Raw genomic sequence first — 18,620 nt, 5'->3', positions numbered from 1 at the left:
TACAAAATATTACACATCGTACTCCAGAACCGGGCGCAGCCAGCGTTCTACCTCTTCAACCTGCATGTTTTTACGGCTGGCGTAGTCTTCAACCTGGTCTTTCTGGATCTTGCCTAAACCAAAATACTGGCTTTGTGGATGGCCAAAATACCAGCCGCAAATGGAAGAGGCAGGGTACATTGCAAGCGATTCTGTTAATGTAATTTGCGTTGCCTGCTCACCACCCAGTAAATCGAATAACTTATATTTCTCCGTATGATCGGGACAGGCAGGATAACCCGGCGCCGGCCTGATGCCTGAGTATGATTCTTTTATCAGCTCTTCATTGCTGAAATGCTCCTCTTTGGCATAGCCCCAGAAATCCTTCCGCACTTTTTCATGTAACAGTTCTGCAAAGGCTTCGGCAAGCCTATCAGCTAACACCTGTAACATGATTTTGTTGTAGTCGTCGTGATTTTCTATGAACTTTTTAATGTGAGGTTCTATACCCTGGATGGTTACTGCAAAAGCGCCCAGGTAATCTGTGGCCTTACCATTACCTGGTTTAATAAAATCGGATAATGAGAAGTTAGGCTGCCCTGCGGCCTTTTTATTCTGTTGGCGCAAATGCTCCAGGCGGGCTATTTCTGCGCCATTGTCATCATAAATTAAGGTGGAATCTTTTCCATCACCTGCTGCCTGCCAGAAACCGATAACCCCGCGGGCCGTTAACCATTTTTCTTTAATGATGGTTTTAAGCAGCTGATTGGCATCCTCAAACAGTTTGATAGCTTCTTTTCCTACTTTTTCGTCCTGTAAAATAGCCGGGAACTTACCATGTAACTCCCAGGCAATAAAGAAGGGACCCCAGTCGATATAGTCTACGAGTTCATTCAGATCGAAGTTATCAAATATACGGGTGCCGGTGAACTGTGGAACGGTTGGCTTAAAACTGCTCCAGTCAATGGCTACTTTATTTTCCTGGGCTTCCCCGAATTTCAGGTATTGCTTGGCGGTTTTCTTGCTGCCAAAATCTTCACGCAGCTTTTGGTATTCCCTCCCAACATTTGCCAGGTATTCAGGTTTTTGTTCTTTGCTTAATAAGGAACCGGCTACAGTAACGCTTCTGGATGCATCCAGCACGTGCACTACTCCATTTTCGTATTGAGGGGCTATTTTAACGGCCGTATGCATGCGGGAGGTAGTAGCGCCGCCGATCAGCAGGGGCTGGTTCATGTTGCGCCGTTTCATTTCATGGGCCACATGCACCATTTCATCGAGTGAGGGGGTAATAAGACCGCTTAACCCAATAATATCTACTTTTTCCTTTTGTGCTGTCTCCAGTATTTTATCGGCCGGTACCATCACACCCAGGTCAATAATGTCGTAGCCATTACAACCCAGTACAACTCCTACAATATTTTTTCCAATATCGTGTACATCGCCTTTAACGGTAGCCAACAGAATTTTGGCTGCCCCTGAGGCCTGGCTCTCTCCGCCCGCGGCGCGCAATCTTTCCTTTTCTTCTTCAATAAACGGGGTAAGAATGGCCACTGATTTTTTCATCACCCGCGCACTTTTTACCACCTGCGGCAGGAACATTTTACCACTGCCGAAGAGGTCACCCACCACGTTCATGCCGTTCATAAGAGGTCCTTCAATGACGTCGAGCGGTTTGGGGTATTTCTGCCTGGCTTCTTCCGTATCCTGGTCTATATAGTCTGTAATGCCGTTTACAAGCGCATGTTTAAGGCGTTCTTCTACAGAGTTGCTGCGCCAGGCTTCGTTCTTAACTTCGGTCTTGTCTTTTGCTTTTACCGTTTCAGCAAAGGCAATCAGGCGATCGGTAGCATCTTCCCGGCGGTTCTGGATCACATCTTCACACAGCTCGCGTAACTGCGGCTCAATTTCATCATATACCACCAGCTGGCCTGCGTTAACAATGCCCATATCCATACCAGCTTTAATGGTATGGTACAGGAACACGGAGTGCATGGCCTCGCGCACGGGTTCATTACCGCGGAAGGAGAAGGAAATATTACTTACCCCACCACTGATTTTGGCAAGGGGCATTTTTTGTTTAATAATGCGGGTAGCTTCAATAAAGTCAACGGCGTAATTATTGTGCTCTTCAATACCGGTTGCTACTGCAAATATGTTGGGGTCAAAAATGATATCCTGAGGATCGTACCCTACTTCTTCTGTGAGGATCTTGTAAGCCTTTTCGCAAATGTCAACCCGGCGTTGCAGCGTATCGGCCTGGCCGTTTTCATCAAACGCCATCACCACTACCGAGGCGCCATACAGCTTACAGATATTCGCTTCGCGTTTGAACTTTTCTATTCCCTCTTTCATGGAAATAGAGTTCACGATACATTTACCCTGAACACATTTTAAGCCTGCTTCAATGATCTCGAATTTAGAGCTGTCGATCATTACAGGGATCTTGGCAATATCGGGTTCGCTTTGCAGCAGGTTCAGGAAGGTGGTCATGGCCTTTACGCCATCCAGCAGGGCATCGTCCATGTTTACGTCCAGTACCTGGGCGCCGCTTTCTACCTGTTGGCGGGCTACGCTAAGCGCTTCTTCATACTTGTTTTCCCTGATAAGACGGGCAAACTTTTTTGAACCGGTTACGTTGGTACGTTCCCCTACGTTTACAAAGTTTGTTTCAGGACGAATAACCAGGGGTTCTAACCCCGAAAGCCGCAAGTATGGTTTTATCGAAAAGTTAGCTGACATATGCTGTTTTACCTTACAAATAGTTTTTCAAAATTTATGATCTTATAACGCCGTTTCCAAAACCGGTAATGGTCGTGGTTTAAAGTTGCGAACATGATCGGCAATGTGTTTGATGTGGTCGGGGGTAGTACCGCAACAACCACCTACAATATTGACAAAACCTTCACGGGCCCATTCTTCCAGGAAGTGAGCGGTTTGTTCAGGCTGTTCATCATATTCACCCATGGCGTTGGGTAAGCCTGCATTGGGATAAGCTGAGGTAAAGCAGGAGGCGATCTGGCTTAACTCCTCAATGTGCGGCCGCATTTCCGAAGCGCCTAACGCACAGTTCAGGCCAATGGAAAGTGGTTTGGCATGCATTACTGATGTATAAAAGGCTTCCAGGGTTTGTCCGCTCAGGGTACGGCCCGATGCATCGGTGATGGTACCACTGATCATGATGGGAACTTCCGGCTTGTTTACATCAGCGAAATATTTTTTAATAGCATAAATGGCTGCTTTGGCATTCAGGGTATCGAAAATGGTTTCGATCAACAGCAGGTCAACGCCGCCATCTACCAGTCCTTTTACCTGTTCGTAATAAGCACTCACTGCCTCGTCGAATGTAAGGGCCCGGTATCCGGGGTTGTTTACATCGGGCGATAAAGAGAGGGTTTTATTAAGCGGACCGATTGCGCCGGCTACGTAGGCCCTATCCCGGCCACTGGCCCCCTCCCGGCCTCCCCCGGTGGGGGAGGAGAAAAACTCCTCAACAGCTTCTTTGGCAATTTTGGCAGCCGCAACGTTCAGCTCATAGGCCAGGGATTCCATGTGGTAATCTGCCAGCGAAATAACCTGCGCATTGAACGTATTGGTTTCAATAATATCAGCCCCGGCTGCGAGGTATAATTTATGAATGCCTTTGATAATATCGGGTTGAGTAAGCACCAGCAGGTCATTATTGCCTTTGAGGTCACTCGCCCAGTCTTTAAAACGCTCGCCACGATAATCAGCTTCTTCTAACTTATGCCGTTGGATCATGGTGCCCATGGCGCCATCGATGATCAGGATACGTTCTTTAAGACTCTGTTGTATTGTTTTCATGCTGCCCTCCTTTTAATTTTTCAAATCGGTTTGTTGATGAGCAGTTCCGGACGCTGAAGAATACGAAGATCGCTGATAGTAGTTACTATCGCCGACTCTATAATATTGAACCGAACCTGTAAACGTTGGGAAACTGTTTTAGCGAGAGTTTCTTGTCGTTTATTAGTTCAGTTTTAAGCGTTTGCCCGATGTTTATCAGGATGCCAGTTACCGGATCCCAACCTGCTCAGGATGCACAGGCCGAACAATAAACAAATCCGCCCATGCGGGTGCAAATTTACAGCTTGTTATGTTAATAGCAAACTTGTTGTTATTGGCTAAGTATTAACGTATAGCGCCCTTGCAGGCTGAAACCTAGTGCTGAACGTACTTTTCAACCGGCAGGCGGTTGGTAATGCTGCGGGCAAGGGTCATTTCATCGGCATATTCCAGCTCGCCGCCAAAGGCTATGCCCCGGGCAATAGTTGTTATTCTGACAGGTGTTCCTGTTAACTTCTTCTGGATATAATAAATAGTGGTATCGCCCTGGATATTTGGGTTGAGGGCAAAAATGAGTTCCTCCGTCTTTTCTTTAGCTATGCGTTGTATAAGGGGGTCAATAGTAAGCTGATCGGGGCCAATACCATCCAGGGGCGAAATAATGCCACCCAGCACATGGTATATGCCATTGAACTGCTGGGTGCTTTCAATAGCAATTACATCCCGGATATTCTCCACCACACAAATAAGCTCCTGTTTGCGCAACGGATTGGCGCAGATGGCGCAGGTTGTAGCGTCGGACACGTTGTGACAACGCTCGCAAAACTTTATTTCCCGGCGCATTTTAAGCACGGCGTCACCAAATACTTCCACATTACCGGTGTCCTGCTTTAATAAATGCAGCACCAGCCGAAGGGCTGTTTTTTTACCAATACCGGGTAATTTGGCAAATTCACTTACCGCACTTTCCAACAAAGACGAGGAGAATTCCATACTGCAAAGATAACCCGAAGTTCCAAGTTCCCGGTTCTTGGTTCGATAAAAGATTATATCCTCGTAACGCGCAGATTTACAAAGGAATACCAATGCCGAATTTCTTTGAATTTACTTCGATATTCAACATTACTACAGGGTAATATCTATTATATTATCCCAGTTGGCTTTAACGGTTAGTTTACGGCTTATGGGAAGTACTTTTTCAGGTTGGTGGCGGTGCTTGAAAAAGGCCCCGGAGTCCCAAATACCATTCTTGTTGTCATCGTATAAAATGCGCAGGTCGTACTCGCCAGGCGGGAACAATTTGGCATTAAACTCCTTGCCGGTCATGGGGTAGGCAAATTTTACCTGGTCGCTCACAACAAACTGTAAAACCGGGTTTTTCTTGAAGTCGAGGTTAATGAGCCGCAGGCGTACCAGTCCATACTCGCTTTGTTTTTTGGTGCGGAAGCTCACGGTATCATTTTTACCAATATCGTTGCCGGCACTATCGGTAGCAAAACTTTTATCCAGAATGAGTTTATAAGGTGTGTTTTCCGTCCAGGCATAGGAAACGGTAATCTTTTTATTGCTGGTATCTCTTATAAAACGATAATTACTGAGTGGTTCATTCTTGTCGTTGGCCAGGATCAGTTTGGTGCTATCGAAAGTTTTGAGCGGGGCGCCAAACCTTAATTCAAGCTGGCTTAACAGGTCCAGGTCATTCCCGGTAAGGTTGGTTTCAATTTGCAGGTGGACAGGCTTATCAGATTTTTTACCGTTTGCTGGTTTGGCAGCAGGCCTGGCTGCCGGTGGAGCCGGCTTGTTGGCCTTTGTTTTAGTTGCAGAAGTGTCATCTTTTTCGGTATAAGCATACAGGGTTATTGGTTTGGGCGATAAACCGGGCATTACCCGTTCATCGGCAAACGCAAACAGCTGGCTGTTGCTGAGGTACCGGCGCTGACCGCCTTCATCTTTCAGGGCATATAAAGAAAATGAATCGGCAGGCAGGTTTTTGAAAGCGTAGTTTCCATTAGCATCTACCCGGGCAACATACCGGGGTTTTTCTTTTATAACGGCCGAATCGTCCCCGTTTCTGTGAAGCATTACAATGAGGGTAGAATCGGTTTTACCGGTTTCGGCTACTATTACTTTACCGGTAACCGATAATGAATCGAGGTGGTCGCCTGTAGTGAACAGGTACTTGAAATCTTTCAGCACATTTCCCTCGTTTATATCTTTTATGGCTTTGCCAAAGTCGATGGTATAAGTAGTGTTGGGCTGCAGGGTATCTTTAATGGTTACGGTTACCGTACGCAATTTGGAGTCAACGATGGGGTTGATCTTGGGTACCGGCGATACCAGCAGGTTTTCCTGCACGTTATCCAGCTGAACGAACTCGTTGAACTCCATCACGATCTTTTTACCATTGAAGTTGCGGGAAGAATCGTGGGGATTAACGGTCACCAGTTTGGGAGGCAGGGAGTCGCGGGGGCCGCCGGTAGGGGGAATAATATTGGCGCAACCTGTTTGCACCAGGGTACTCGGAAGCAGCGCAAGGATTAAAAGAAATGGCGAAACTATTTTTAGTAAGGAAGCATACTTCATAAGGCCGCAAACTTAAGCCCTTTATTGACAACTGTTGCTTCAAAATCCGTTAAATCGGGGTGAAACGGATACCTGGTAACTAATCAGGCTTCTTCCTCAGAAGTGAGATCATGTAAAGCGATTGCCATCTTATTGGTTTTAACAAAATTGCACCAGTGGCAGTCGTCTTTGCCGCAGCCAATATAAAACTCCCGGTTCTGGATCTTTTCCCATACCTGCACAATTTGCTGGGAAACGGTGGTAATATCAGATGGTTTTATAACTACTTTTTCCTTGCGGTATACTTTCTTTTTATCAGGTTCAATAAAGTCAAATTCGGTACTGATAACCTGCCAGTCGCGGCTTTCGTAGTTATCTACCAGAATTTTATAAAACACGGCCTGGCGCCAGTAATCACCGCCATTGGGGTCTTTTTCGCTGGGTGGCTGTAGTTTGGCCCTTGCTTTATCCGGGTCGCCGGTTTTATAGTCCACAATGTTCACCTGTTTGCCGTCAAACTCCAGTTTGTCAAGCTTACCCTTAAGCTGAACCCCATTCACTACCACATTGCGGATATTCCTTTCAACCGTAACGATCCGGTTCCAGGTGAAAATGTATTTATCGTAATAATTGCTCAGTACTTCATGCCCGTATTCAAGGCGGCGTTCAAACTGTTCGCGGGTAAAGTTTTCGCGATGGCGATGCATGTACCAGCTAAAATCATCCACAAACTCGATCTTGCCCGGGAACACATTGTTGTTTTCCTTCATTTTTTCAAAGAACCGTTGCAGTGCATGGTGAATGGCCGAACCAAATTCGGTAGCCTCATTTTTGGGTGACGGGATGCGCAGCAGGTTTTTGAAATAAAACTCGAGCGGACATTTTAAATAATTGTTCAATGCAGTTACGTTCATCACAAACCTGTCGAGCAGGGCAGTGATAAAATCCTCTTCTATGCGGCCGATTTCGGGCGCTTCTGTTTCCCCGAATTGTACTATCTGAAACTCAGTTAATTCTTCATCGCTGATGAATACCTTTTCAACAGGCAACTGGTGTTGTTCCTGTATTTCTGCAAGGAACATGGAGGGTTCCAGTTCCTTACCATCGTTTTTATACCGGCAGTACGAAATGAATAAGTGTTGTTCGGCACGGGTAAGCGCCACGTAAAAAAGCCGGCGCAGTTCCTCAATATCCTTATCGCTTTTGCCTGCTTCGTTTACTGCGGAGCCATTGGCCTGGCTTAAGAATACGTTCTCGGGAATTTTGTAACCACCACCAGGCTTACGCTTCTTTTCCCAGGAGGAGGCATTGACGCCTGCAATAAACACATATTCAAATTCCAGTCCTTTTGAACCGTGAGCGGTTAACAGGTTCACACCTTTATCATTACCGCTAACCTGAACCAGCGGCAATGTCAACCCTTCTTTTTCCATTAGGTCGAAGATCTCCACCAGGTCGGTCAGCTGCAGTAAAGGATTGCGGTGCGTTTCTTCTTTTATAAAATCGAACAGGGCGGTTAACACCTGCATCATCCACGCTTTTTCGGGACTTTGCATAATGATGTTCAGCAAACCTGTACGGCGAATGATACTTTCAACCAGTACCTGTAAGGTAACATTGGGTACTGATGATATAAGCCGTTCCATTGCTTTGGTAGCCTGTAGTAAACCCGGGTGCAGGCCTCTGCTGAACAGATCGGCAGGCGGCGTGTTACCCTTGTCGTACAGCAGGCGGCGCAACGAGGTTTTGTCTTTACCAAACGCCCTGTCGGCCACTTCTATGCTCAGCTTGGCAATTTCAATGGGCGGAATGTTGAACCAGTCAAAATGCAGGATCTCAAACAACATTTCATCACCGCCATAAGGAATATCATGTTCGGCGGCGATGTATTTGATGAGCAGAATGATCTTTTTGGCAAATGGTTCCGTCAATAAATTCAAGTGACGTTTGCTGTAAACCGGGATATTCAGGGTTTTGAAATACTGGCCCAGTTCCTCACCATATCTGTTTTCGCGGTAAATGATGCTGATTTTGCCAGGTTGTATGCCCTGGTCCAATAACTCCTGCACCTGCAGGGTTATATCCACCATTTCGTGCCGCTGGGTTTCATATTCTTTTATTGCGGGAATGGCATCCGTAGGCTCCAGTGCAAAGAAGCGTGGATGCGATGATTTCAAATTTTTGCTTAGGCCTTCAATTTGTGTCACCAACCGCTCCTGGTTGTTGTTGATGAGTGTCATGGAAACATCGAGAATAGGCTGGGCCGACCGGTAATTATTGGTGAGAACCACGGTGAGCAGGCTTTCGCGGTAGGAGTTGAAAAACTGTAACATGTTCTCCACGTTGGCGCCCTGAAAGCGGTAAATACTCTGGTCATCGTCGCCAACCACAAATACGTTGGGTGTTTCCCAAAAGCTGATCAACAGCTTTACCAGCTGGTTTTGTGTACCGCTGGTGTCCTGAAATTCATCCACCAGGATGTACAGGAATTGTTCCTGGTAACGGTTCAGCAGGGCCGGGTTTTCTTCAAAAGCCTTGATAACCCAGTTGATCATGTCGTCAAAGTCGTACCGGTTGCGGTCGCGCATCAGTTTTTGAAAACGGTCGAATTCATTTACTGCTGCCCGCAACTTTTCCATCTTCTCTTTTTCTTCCTCAAACTTATCCTTCTTCAGATCGCCGGCTTTGAAACCTTTGTAGGCCCGTTTGTAAACGAATTCATCCCTGGTAGGCAGGTCGGCCAGCCAGGCGTCGATGCGTTCGTTGATAAAAGCGGGTGTCCAGCCTTCGCGTTTCATAGTACTGAAAAGCGATTGCAGGTTATGTATTTCGTAGTATACATCGCCCCGGTAGCGTTTGAGGGCGTGGTTTTTAGGAAAAGTATCGATCAGGTTTTTGAACAACTCAATTCTTTCCAGGTCAGAAATAGGGTCCAGCGCTGTTTTTTCAAAAAGCGACAGGTTTTCCTGGATGATATCGTTACAAAAAGCATGAAAAGTATAAATGTTAACGCGGTAGGCATCGGGCCCAATAAACTGCGACAAGCGCCGGCGCATGGCCACCACACCCGCATCGGTATACGTTAAACAAAGGATGTTCTGTGGTTGTGAGTCGGTATCCAGCAGTATTTTGCCTATTCGGCTGGCGAGGATCTGGGTTTTACCGGTGCCCGGCCCGGCAATAACCATAACGGGGCCTTCAATAGTATCGACAGCAAGTCTTTGCTGAGGGTTCAGCTTCTGGTATTCTTCAACAAATCTCTGATTAAGGCGCTCCCGGTTCACGCTCATTAAACAAAGATAACGAACGGTCAACAGATACTACAGGGGCCTAATATGTAAACCGCCGGATGTTCAAAAATCAGCTGCTAAATGTGCACAAAAATTTAGCGGTTGCGTGACCAAATAGACTGCTTTTTCCGGATTTTACTGCATTTTCGTGTATCGGATACGCCCATTTCCACTAAGGAGAAACAATTAGTACCTGATAATAAGTAGCTTATGCGGCAAAAAGAAATAGGGGTTTCGTAAGGGGAATCGTTCTTTTTTTGGGAATAAAATCAAATTTCCGACGTTTCTAATATTACAGATTTTCACCATAATGAAAAACCAACACCCTTTAAAAATATTTATCCTTGAAGACGATGTATGGTATGGCTCCATGTTGCAGCACTACCTGGCGCTTAACCCCGACTATGAGGTTAAACGTTATCACAATTGCAAGGATTTTTTCAATCACCTGCATGAGCGGCCTGACGTTGTTACGCTCGATTATTCCATGCCCGATATGGATGGCAGTGAAGTGCTGAAAAAGATCAAGGAAGTCGATCCTGGCATCCAGGTGATCGTCATTTCGGGGCAGGAGGATATCAAAACCGCCATCAACCTTATTAAGAACGGTGCTTTCGATTACATTGTAAAAGACGATGACGCCAAAGACCGTTTGTGGAACACCCTGTTGCATTTGAAGGAAATTGACGGCCTGCGAAAAGAAGTAGAGCATTTAAAAGAACAGGTTGGAAAGAAGTACGACTACTCCAAATACCTGATAGGTAAAAGCCCGGTATTTGAGAAAGTGTTCAGCTTAATAGAAAAGGCCTGTAAAACCAATATAACTGTTTCCGTTACCGGCGAAACCGGTACTGGAAAGGAAATGGTGGCGCGTGCTATTCACTATAATTCCGACAAAAGCAAGAAGCCCTTTGTTGCCGTGAATGTGGCGGCTATTCCCCGTGAACTGATAGAAAGTGAATTGTTTGGGCATGAAAAAGGAGCATTCACGGGCGCCATTACACGCCGCATTGGTAAATTTGAAGAAGCGCATAATGGTACGCTTTTTTTAGATGAAATTGGCGAACTGGACATTAACCTGCAGGCTAAATTGCTGCGTGTGTTACAGGAGCGGGAAATAACCCGCGTTGGGGGAAATGAAGTAGTACCGATAAATGTGCGCATCATTGTTGCTACCCATAAAAACCTGTTGGAAGAGGTACAGGCCAGAAGATTCAGAGAAGACCTGTATTACCGTTTAATAGGATTGCCAATACAGATACCGCCATTGCGCGAGCGTGGAAACGATATTGTTATCCTGGCCAAGCATTTTATGGACCAGTTCTGCAAAGAGAACAATACCGATAAAAAATTACTGTCGCCCGAAGCGCAGCAAAGATTATTGCACCATGCATTCCCCGGTAATGTGCGTGAATTGCGATCGGTAATTGAGCTGTCGGTAGTAATGGCCGATGGAGATACTATTTTACCCGAGCACATCACTCTTAATTCCAGTTCTTCGGTAAACGACCTGATGAATAAAGACAGGACCCTGAAAGAATTTGAATTACAGATCATACAACACTATCTCGACAAATACGACAAAGACGTATTACTGGTAGCGAAAAAGCTGGATATAGGTAAGTCAACCATTTACCGCATGATACAGGCAGGAGAGTTAAACGCCCGGTAAGAACGGGGCCGTTCTATGAAACCGTTGAAAAAATCACATCAGACATATACAACCGGTATTGGATGAGCAGGAGCAGGTAAAGTTCTGCATTGTATATGGCATTGATGTAAGTGAGCAAAAACGGGCAGAGGAGTACATACAAAATACGAACACCCATGAACGGGGTGTTAGGTATTGCAGGTTTGCTGGCAAAAACCAATTTAAATGAACAACAGCAGAATTATTTGCGATTAATTCAGAATTCAGCCAATAATCTGTTATTACTTGTGAACGATGTGCTCGATCTTGAAAAGATTATTTTAGGCAAGCTGCAGTTTGAACATGTAGTATTTTCGTTGGCCGATCGCATTGAGCTTTGTTTACAGTCGTTTCTTTATAAAGCCGAGGAAAAAGGTATTGGGTTGGTATATGACAATTTTCTGGGTGAAGACCTGATTGTGTTGGGTGATCCGTACCGGTTAAGCCAGGTAATGAACAACCTGATTAACAACGCCCTTAAGTTTACCGAAACAGGCAACGTAACCATTGAAACCCGTTTACTAAATAAAAAAGGTGATGAAGCCCGGATAGCTTTTATTGTAAAAGATACCGGAATTGGCATAAGCGAAAGTCAGTTGGGATTGATTTTTGAGCCGTTTATGCAGGCGCATGTAGCCATTACCCGCACACATGGAGGAACCGGTTTGGGATTAAGCATCTGCCGGGAATTGATAAGCATGATGGGCGGCGAATTAAAAGTGGATAGTGAAGCAGGGAAAGGTTCATGCTTTAGCTTTGAATTACCCTTTGCAATTAGTTCATCTAAACTCAATCAGTCAACCGTGGCACAAGACCTGAATTATCAAAGCCTGGGCAACAGGTATGTTCTGGTGGCCGAAGATGTGGAGCTGAATCAATACCTGGTCAGGCATATTATGGAGTCGTGGGGCTTTACCGTAGACGTTGTAAACAACGGCCGGGAAGCTGTGGCCATGGTACAAAAGAATAAGTACGACCTGGTGCTGATGGATATACAAATGCCCGAAATGGATGGAATAGAAGCCACAAGGGCCATCAGGCAGTTGAGCGATCCGGTTAAAGCGGCCATACCCATTGTGGCGCTTACTGCCAATGCATTAAAAGGCGATAGTGAAAAATACCTGGCGGCAGGGATGAACGATTTTCTGCCAAAACCATTCAATGAGCAAAAGCTGTTCATGGTGATCTCCAATAATTTAAAAACCGGTGCAGGCGCATCAGCAACTAAACTTATGAACGAATCAAACACATCCGATATGGGAACAGAGGAGAAGTTGTACGATCTGAATATGGTGCAAACCATTTCGGGCGGCGATACAGGGTTTGTTAAAAAGATGGTGCAACTATTTTTAGAAACGGTGCCGCCATCGATGGCCGAGCTTCAAAAAGAAACAGAGCAACAGAATTGGGTGAATGCAAGCAAACTGGCGCATAAGTTAAAAGCAACGATTGACAGTATGGGCATTACCAAAATAAAAGACGTAGTGCGGGCCATTGAAACCAATGGCAAGAAAGGCGAAGGGCTGGATAAATTACCCGCACAGGTACTGGAAGTTAATACTGTGCTGGAGGCCTGTATGATGCAATTAAAACACGATTTTAATCTATAAAAAAATCGGAGATCCGAAGTTTTTTAACCTTCTTACCTCCGATTTTTTACTTCATCCCGACTGAGCGTTGGGATTACCCCGGCAGGCGGGGAATATGTTTTTCCAATTCTTTGATCTGCTTAACAATTTCTGCGGTAGCAGGCTTCAGGGCCTTGGCCTTACGGAAGAACTCTTTTGCCGCACGAAACTCCCGTTTGTTCATCATGATATTACACATTTGCAGGTAGGCGGCTGCTTCATTTTCCTTATCAGGTAACCCTTCACGGATGGCCTGGCGAATGTATTTTTCAGCTTGTTTAAAGTCGTTCTTTTGTAAACTTATCATCCCCATTTGCAGCATGCTGGCGCCTTTTACCTCTTTCATGGGCGTGCCCAGATCGAGGCCTTTCTTCATGTTTTTTTCTGCGGAATCAAAATCCTGTTCCATCATAGCCAGCTGACCTTTAAAGGTAAAGAAGGCAGAACGGATGGGTTTATACAGCAGGTTGGGATATTTAATAGAAGCGAGTACGCGTTTGGCGCCATCGAGATCGCCGGCCTCCATATGTTCCTGAATAAGGCGAAGGGGGCCAATAAAAAAGTGACCGGCAATAAGGATCAGGCCGATTAAATAGGCGGGGAAGGCGGGCCAGAAACCACTGTAGACATTGGCCAGTACGCCCACAGCTATCAGCGCCAGACCCAGGTATAGGCGGTAACGTATAAGCCATGAATAAAACTTCATAAACCTTTATTTTTTAAGGATTGCAAAGATAGGCTGAAAAAACAACAACCAATTGGCAATTGACAATAAGCAATTGGCAAGGGTTTCCGAATTTCATAATCTATCTATTTCTGCGACCCTCCGAATTTGGGGGTTTTGTCTATTGCCTATTGTCTATTGGCTATTTATTATCATCGTTGATCTCGATCCAGTAACCATCCGGGTCACGGAAATAGAGTTGCTGGATGCCGTCGACCCGTTTGGTGACGGTGTTCTTTTCACCGGCCCAGTTTTCGTATTCAATCCCGTTCTTTTTGAGATTAGCTACAAAATCGTTGATGGAAGGCACGCTGAAGCAGAGGTGGGTGTTTTTTTCGTGGGTGGTTTTAGCGGTGGCGCCCGAAATAACGTGCAGGTGGCCATGGGCGCCAATGCTGAACCAGGTATGGTGGCCATCGTGAAAAGGCTCAGGAATGGTGTCGAGGCCAATCACATGCTGGTAAAAATGGGTGCTGGTTTTCAGATCCGTAACATATAAGGCAATATGGTTAAGGATAGGCTTGTTTTGAGCGAAGGAGGTCAGGGAAATAAATGACAGCCCCAGGCTCAGCGATAAAACATAAAAGGCATTTCTCATATGGGAATCAATTATGCTGGAAGTTAGTAAAACCAGCACAACCGTACACAAACAAAATTGCACGGCCAGTAATTGACCGTGCAATTCGCTTGATTTTTAGTGACGGTCCCAGAAAGCAGGCGGTTCAATACCCAGACTTCTCAGGTACACGTAAGACTGCCCGCGGTGGTGGATCTCGTTATCAATAAAGTAGAGGATGAAAGAGATGCCCGTGCCGGGCCACATTCCAAATGCTACGTCCTGTTCTTCAAACCGGTGCGGCGGAATGGTGTCCCAGATCTCGTTGATCTCGGCAGTGGCCTGGTCCCACAGGGCCAGCAATTCGGCCTTAGTGCTCACTTTCTCTGCATCGGCCCATTTTTGCCAGGTACCGGTGGCAATGCCTTTCAGTCCGGGAACTGCCATGCCAAGAAATTCATACACCAGGTCAGAAAACGGACGCATACCGCCAATGGAATAGGAAAAGAGTTTGTCGTCAGGAAAGGCCACAATGGTCCTGCGGGTAAGGTCGCGATGACCTTGCCAGTGTTTCAGTAATTGTTGGGCGTTGATAACTGAGGCGGAGGTTAGACTTTGCGTTGACATGGTAATTATTTTTAAGTATTGTAATAAGTACAATGCAAACCTATAACCGGGTAGTGACAACAGTATGTCAGCAGGATTTTAGAAAAAATCAGAAAGTTTTTAGAAGTGGATAGGATCTTCTTATATATTAAGATACAAATAAAAAGATGCCCCCGTTTTACCGGAGGCATCTTTTCAATAGAAAAAACAAAACATCAACTTAGGAAGTTTATATCACCTTTTCGAGCGAATGGCTGTTGCCCGGTTTGTCGACAGCCGTTGCTTTAATGTGAGCGCCTGCAGGCGTTGCATTGTTTTGAGTGGCTGTATATAACCATTGCTGGCTATTTTCATCAAAAACAGCGCTGCCTTCTTCCAGCAGGGTACCACCTGGGGTGGTGATAGATACTTTTACGGATTGCACCTTTACGATATCTGCCACCGTTATTTTGATAACACTGCCAACTGCACCGGTATAATTTACAGTGTCGATCTCCTTTATCTCGGGATCGGTAAACCAATCGGCAATGGCCATGTTAAAGGCCGATTGACCGCCCGTTGCGAGGGAACTGTAGAACTTGCGATCATCCGGATTCTTCAGGATGCTGCGTGCCCAGGCAGCCGCTTCTTTGAATTTACTTTGTATTTCCAATTGTTCTTCGGTAAACGCGCTGGTGCGTGTAGGGACGGCTGTTGCAATCGTTTTGCCCCCGCGCTGGCGGAAAACGAGCAGCTTGCCCAATTTCCCAGACATACCAAACATGACGTAATTATTTTTAGATTCTGCCATAAAATCAATTTTTAAAATGTTGAGATAAAATTGTTACAACGCTATTCCGGCCGGAAGGCAGGAAGAACGGCAGGATACCGGCGCTAGCTTCCGGTTTCGCTGTATCGCACTCTCTGCATAAGCGTACATCGAAATTGAGAAAGAAAAACCGATCGATTTACCAAGTTGGCACCAACTTGGTAAAGGTTTATTTATCCACATTTGTTTAAGCTATTTGATCTGTAAAACCACAATATTTAAACAGAATTGAAGCAGATTTTTGAATGCCCATCGTCTCTTACGATTTTTTTCCGGATAATTTTACCAAGTTGGTTAAGGAATATTTTTGATACAATATTGCATTTGTTATTCCCATCAAGGGAAATCTTTAAAGAAATGTACGCTCAAGCTTCGGTTAGTGTTCGGTTAAGCTTCGGTTATCCCAGGTTGGGAAATGTGAGGTAAAGAAGAGGTGAAGCGTGATTGAAACTGGCGAAGAAAGAAGCTGAAGCCGCGAGATAGCCCCTTGCTGTGAAAGTTAGCGGTATGGGGGATCAAGTGAAAAAATCGGGGGATTTGAAGAGGTATGTGCAAATATTGTTGTTGCGAACTTTTCAGCAAAAATTCCATACTTCTTCCATAGAATGACTGATTTTTCTAATCTTGTTGTAAACGTTCGGGCAAAAGTTGCGAACTTCTGCCATTGTTGCGAACTTTTCGACATAAGTTGCTTATTATACCGCATTTCCAACTGACTATGACTCATTAACGCTGAACATTATGGCATTTGTTGCGAATTTGAGGCTATTTGCACAACTTCAGAGCACAAGTAGCGAACCTGGAGCCTTTACTTTTAAACATTGGCGCAAAAGTTTAAGATCTACAGTAAAAGGTTGGTTACTTACGCGTCAAAGTTCGCTACTTACGAGACAAAGTTCGAAATTGATGACTTATTAAGAAATATTGATGACTTATATCAGGCTGCGAATATAGTGGGGTACTGAGAACAGAGAGTGAAGCGTTTGGCCTGCCTATCCGGCGTGGGAAGGCTCTTCTAAATCCCCCAATTTTTCAATCTGATCCCGGTATGGGTGCCGCGTCTAAAACTGTATCACCGGCGACAGTTAATGTTTTAACCAGATCCAGCACTTTGCTGTGTGTTGTTGCAACCAATGTAGTTATTGTTCATAGCCAGCGGAATGTATCCGGGCTATTAAGGGCGAGGATGATTACACTAAAGGCAGGATTTCCAGTGTATTTGACCAGTTATGCTTCCGGTTTAATGGTTTTCTTCCTATTTTTGCCATCCCCCAGGCGGCAGGTGCTGCCGGTGGTGACCTGGTCCAGGTGACTGTGATCTGGGAAATAGAACTGGAATTTTAATTATTGGTCCCGTAGTTCAATGGATAGAATAGAAGTTTCCTAAACTTTTGATACAGGTTCGATTCCTGTCGGGACTACATACAAAGTTAAAGACAGAAATGTCAGAGTTCACAAACCCGCATAAAATATTGATTTTATGCGGGTTTTTTGTTTTTGGTTGGCACAACCTGACAAAGAATTACCCGCCTATACAACCGCTAAAAGGGAGCATCGAGGGGGCAAGTCTTAAAATTTTATTTTTGCTCCCTCGAAGTTCTGAAACCCTTGCTAGCTCTGGGTTCCACCGAGTTGAAGTGTGATGTGGAGGACTTGAGCGAAGGAAACAATATCGGTTAACTTAAAAGTGATTGTATGAGTAAGGGAAATTTAAACCTTTTCATCCGGTTCCGGCTGTTCAAGAGCCGGGGCAAAAATGGGAAGCTACCCATTTATGTACGTTTTACGATCAATCAGCAAAGGGTTGAATTATCTACCAATGAGTATGTGACTGCTATTGCCTGGGATGCTGAAGGGCAATTTGTAAAAGGGAAAACACAGGAAGCGCAGACCATCAACCGGCGCCTGGCATTAATTAAAGGAGAACTGCACAAAAAGTACCTGCAGCTGGAAGCGCTTGGCAAGCCCATTACCGCCGAGATCTTAAAGAACCTGTACCAGGGTGTTGACGAAAACCGGAAATCGCTACAGGAAGCGATTGATATTTATTACGACCGATTTGCCGAAAAGGTAGCCAGCGGGCAGAAATCGAAACATAGTCTGAAATGTGTACACACCACCCGGGAGAAGTTAAAGGCGTTCACAAAGCATCAGTACAAAGTAACCGACCTGCCACTGAAGGAAATAAAACCAGCCATTGCCGGAGACTTTGAACACTTCTTAGTTACACACGAAAAGGGCTGCAACAATACCGCCATGAAGTACATCCGCATCCTGAAGCGGGTACTAAAGTTTGCAGTTGACCAGGGCTGGCTGGAAACGAACCCGGTGGGTCGGTTCAAATGCACGTATGTAGAACCATCCCGCGAACGATTAACAATGGAAGAAGTAATGACCTTGTATCATAAGGGGTTTGCCGTTGAACGGTTAGCCGAGGTAAGGGATGTATTTCTTTTCAGTTGCTACACCGGCTTCGCCTATCAGGATGTTTACAGTTTAACACCCGATAACATCGTAACCGGCATCGACGGTGAAAAATGGATAGCCACCGACCGCCGAAAAACGGGTACGCCGGAACGGGTACCGCTACTCCCTATTGCATTGGAGATAGTAGAGAAATACAAAAACCATCTCTGGTGTCGCAGCAAGAACCGGTTACTACCGGTAAACACCAACCAGTGTTACAATGGCTACCTCAAGGAGATAGCTGAAGTATGCGGTATTAAAAAGTACCTCACCACCCACATGGCACGCCACACGTTTGCCACCACTATTCTGCTGGAGCAGGATGTGCCTATTGAAACGGTTAGTCAGTTGTTAGGCCACCGCAGCATACGTACTACGCAGATATATGCGAAGGTGAGTCAGAAGAAGGTAAGTCAGAATATGAAGGTGTTGAAGGAGAAATTGGCAGGGATGAAAAATGACGTGAAGCAAGGAAATAATTAATTGCTTTCGGGTTGCATTATCACA

At 45.4% G+C, this 18,620-nt stretch carries 12 protein-coding genes and 1 tRNA gene; 4 read left to right on the top strand and 9 right to left on the bottom strand.

All coding sequences use genetic code 11. The features are described 5' to 3' along the window. Positions 1-9: 9 nt before the first annotated feature. The 5 genes from metH to NIAKO_RS29620 form a co-directional block, all read right to left on the bottom strand. A complete protein-coding gene (gene metH / locus NIAKO_RS29640) occupies positions 10-2,721 on the bottom strand; it encodes a methionine synthase (protein ID WP_014222155.1) in 2,712 nt (903 codons plus the stop codon). Positions 2,722-2,763: 42 nt separating this feature from the next. Then, positions 2,764-3,804 carry a homocysteine S-methyltransferase family protein gene (locus NIAKO_RS29635; RefSeq protein ID WP_014222154.1) on the bottom strand — a complete coding sequence of 347 codons (1,041 nt, stop codon included), beginning with the start codon at positions 3,802-3,804 and terminating at the stop codon, positions 2,764-2,766. Positions 3,805-4,158: 354 nt separating this feature from the next. After that, entirely contained in the window at positions 4,159-4,776 is a 618-nt protein-coding gene (recR, locus tag NIAKO_RS29630; RefSeq protein ID WP_041347461.1) for a recombination mediator RecR, read from the bottom strand. A 132-nt stretch (positions 4,777-4,908) separates the two neighbouring features. Then, positions 4,909-6,366 (bottom strand): Ig-like domain-containing domain, encoded by a 1,458-nt coding sequence (locus NIAKO_RS29625; protein ID WP_014222152.1) that lies wholly within the window; start codon positions 6,364-6,366, stop codon positions 4,909-4,911. Positions 6,367-6,449: 83 nt separating this feature from the next. Continuing rightward, positions 6,450-9,635 carry an ATP-dependent helicase gene (locus tag NIAKO_RS29620; protein ID WP_014222151.1) on the bottom strand — a complete coding sequence of 1,062 codons (3,186 nt, stop codon included), beginning with the start codon at positions 9,633-9,635 and terminating at the stop codon, positions 6,450-6,452. Positions 9,636-9,945: 310 nt separating this feature from the next. Between NIAKO_RS29620 and NIAKO_RS29615 the strand changes: the two genes are divergently transcribed. Next, positions 9,946-11,307, top strand: coding sequence for a sigma-54-dependent transcriptional regulator (locus NIAKO_RS29615; protein ID WP_014222150.1), 1,362 nt, complete (start codon positions 9,946-9,948; stop codon positions 11,305-11,307). A 155-nt stretch (positions 11,308-11,462) separates the two neighbouring features. Then, positions 11,463-12,935 carry an ATP-binding protein gene (locus NIAKO_RS29610; RefSeq protein ID WP_014222149.1) on the top strand — a complete coding sequence of 491 codons (1,473 nt, stop codon included), beginning with the start codon at positions 11,463-11,465 and terminating at the stop codon, positions 12,933-12,935. 73 nt (positions 12,936-13,008) lie between these two features. On the opposite strand, the gene NIAKO_RS29605 is transcribed toward NIAKO_RS29610, so the two are convergent. The 4 genes from NIAKO_RS29605 to NIAKO_RS29590 form a co-directional block, all read right to left on the bottom strand. Beyond that, a complete protein-coding gene (locus tag NIAKO_RS29605) occupies positions 13,009-13,659 on the bottom strand; it encodes a tetratricopeptide repeat protein (RefSeq protein WP_014222148.1) in 651 nt (216 codons plus the stop codon). 160 nt (positions 13,660-13,819) lie between these two features. After that, on the bottom strand, positions 13,820-14,275 hold the full coding sequence (locus tag NIAKO_RS29600; protein WP_014222147.1) for a VOC family protein: 456 nt from the start codon (positions 14,273-14,275) through the stop codon (positions 13,820-13,822). A 96-nt stretch (positions 14,276-14,371) separates the two neighbouring features. Next, positions 14,372-14,860 carry a DinB family protein gene (locus NIAKO_RS29595; RefSeq protein ID WP_014222146.1) on the bottom strand — a complete coding sequence of 163 codons (489 nt, stop codon included), beginning with the start codon at positions 14,858-14,860 and terminating at the stop codon, positions 14,372-14,374. Positions 14,861-15,068: 208 nt separating this feature from the next. Next, positions 15,069-15,629, bottom strand: coding sequence for a hypothetical protein (locus NIAKO_RS29590; protein ID WP_014222145.1), 561 nt, complete (start codon positions 15,627-15,629; stop codon positions 15,069-15,071). 1,367 nt (positions 15,630-16,996) lie between these two features. Between NIAKO_RS29590 and NIAKO_RS29585 the strand changes: the two genes are divergently transcribed. Both NIAKO_RS29585 and NIAKO_RS29580 read left to right on the top strand, forming a co-directional pair. Continuing rightward, positions 16,997-17,068 (top strand) — tRNA-Arg (locus tag NIAKO_RS29585). Positions 17,069-17,342: 274 nt separating this feature from the next. Continuing rightward, a complete protein-coding gene (locus NIAKO_RS29580; protein WP_014222144.1) occupies positions 17,343-18,596 on the top strand; it encodes a site-specific integrase in 1,254 nt (417 codons plus the stop codon). The last annotated feature ends 24 nt before the right edge of the window (positions 18,597-18,620 follow it).

The sequence above is a fragment of the Niastella koreensis GR20-10 genome, assembly GCF_000246855.1.
Classification (GTDB): domain Bacteria; phylum Bacteroidota; class Bacteroidia; order Chitinophagales; family Chitinophagaceae; genus Niastella; species Niastella koreensis.
This window is presented reverse-complemented; position numbering and strand designations above follow the sequence as displayed.

What these genes read in the sequence shown, in the direction of transcription:
- NIAKO_RS29620 (WP_014222151.1), bottom strand. Translation starts at nt 9,635, where the DNA reads ATGAGCGTGAACCGGGAGCGCCTTAATCAGAGATTTGTTGAAGAATAC.
- NIAKO_RS29600 (WP_014222147.1), bottom strand. Translation starts at nt 14,275, where the DNA reads ATGAGAAATGCCTTTTATGTTTTATCGCTGAGCCTGGGGCTGTCATTT.
- NIAKO_RS29605 (WP_014222148.1), bottom strand. Translation starts at nt 13,659, where the DNA reads ATGAAGTTTTATTCATGGCTTATACGTTACCGCCTATACCTGGGTCTG.
- NIAKO_RS29590 (WP_014222145.1), bottom strand. Translation starts at nt 15,629, where the DNA reads ATGGCAGAATCTAAAAATAATTACGTCATGTTTGGTATGTCTGGGAAA.
- NIAKO_RS29610 (WP_014222149.1), top strand. Translation starts at nt 11,463, where the DNA reads ATGAACGGGGTGTTAGGTATTGCAGGTTTGCTGGCAAAAACCAATTTA.
- NIAKO_RS29595 (WP_014222146.1), bottom strand. Translation starts at nt 14,860, where the DNA reads ATGTCAACGCAAAGTCTAACCTCCGCCTCAGTTATCAACGCCCAACAA.
- NIAKO_RS29580 (WP_014222144.1), top strand. Translation starts at nt 17,343, where the DNA reads ATGAGTAAGGGAAATTTAAACCTTTTCATCCGGTTCCGGCTGTTCAAG.
- metH (WP_014222155.1), bottom strand. Translation starts at nt 2,721, where the DNA reads ATGTCAGCTAACTTTTCGATAAAACCATACTTGCGGCTTTCGGGGTTA.
- NIAKO_RS29625 (WP_014222152.1), bottom strand. Translation starts at nt 6,366, where the DNA reads ATGAAGTATGCTTCCTTACTAAAAATAGTTTCGCCATTTCTTTTAATC.
- NIAKO_RS29615 (WP_014222150.1), top strand. Translation starts at nt 9,946, where the DNA reads ATGAAAAACCAACACCCTTTAAAAATATTTATCCTTGAAGACGATGTA.
- recR (WP_041347461.1), bottom strand. Translation starts at nt 4,776, where the DNA reads ATGGAATTCTCCTCGTCTTTGTTGGAAAGTGCGGTAAGTGAATTTGCC.
- NIAKO_RS29635 (WP_014222154.1), bottom strand. Translation starts at nt 3,804, where the DNA reads ATGAAAACAATACAACAGAGTCTTAAAGAACGTATCCTGATCATCGAT.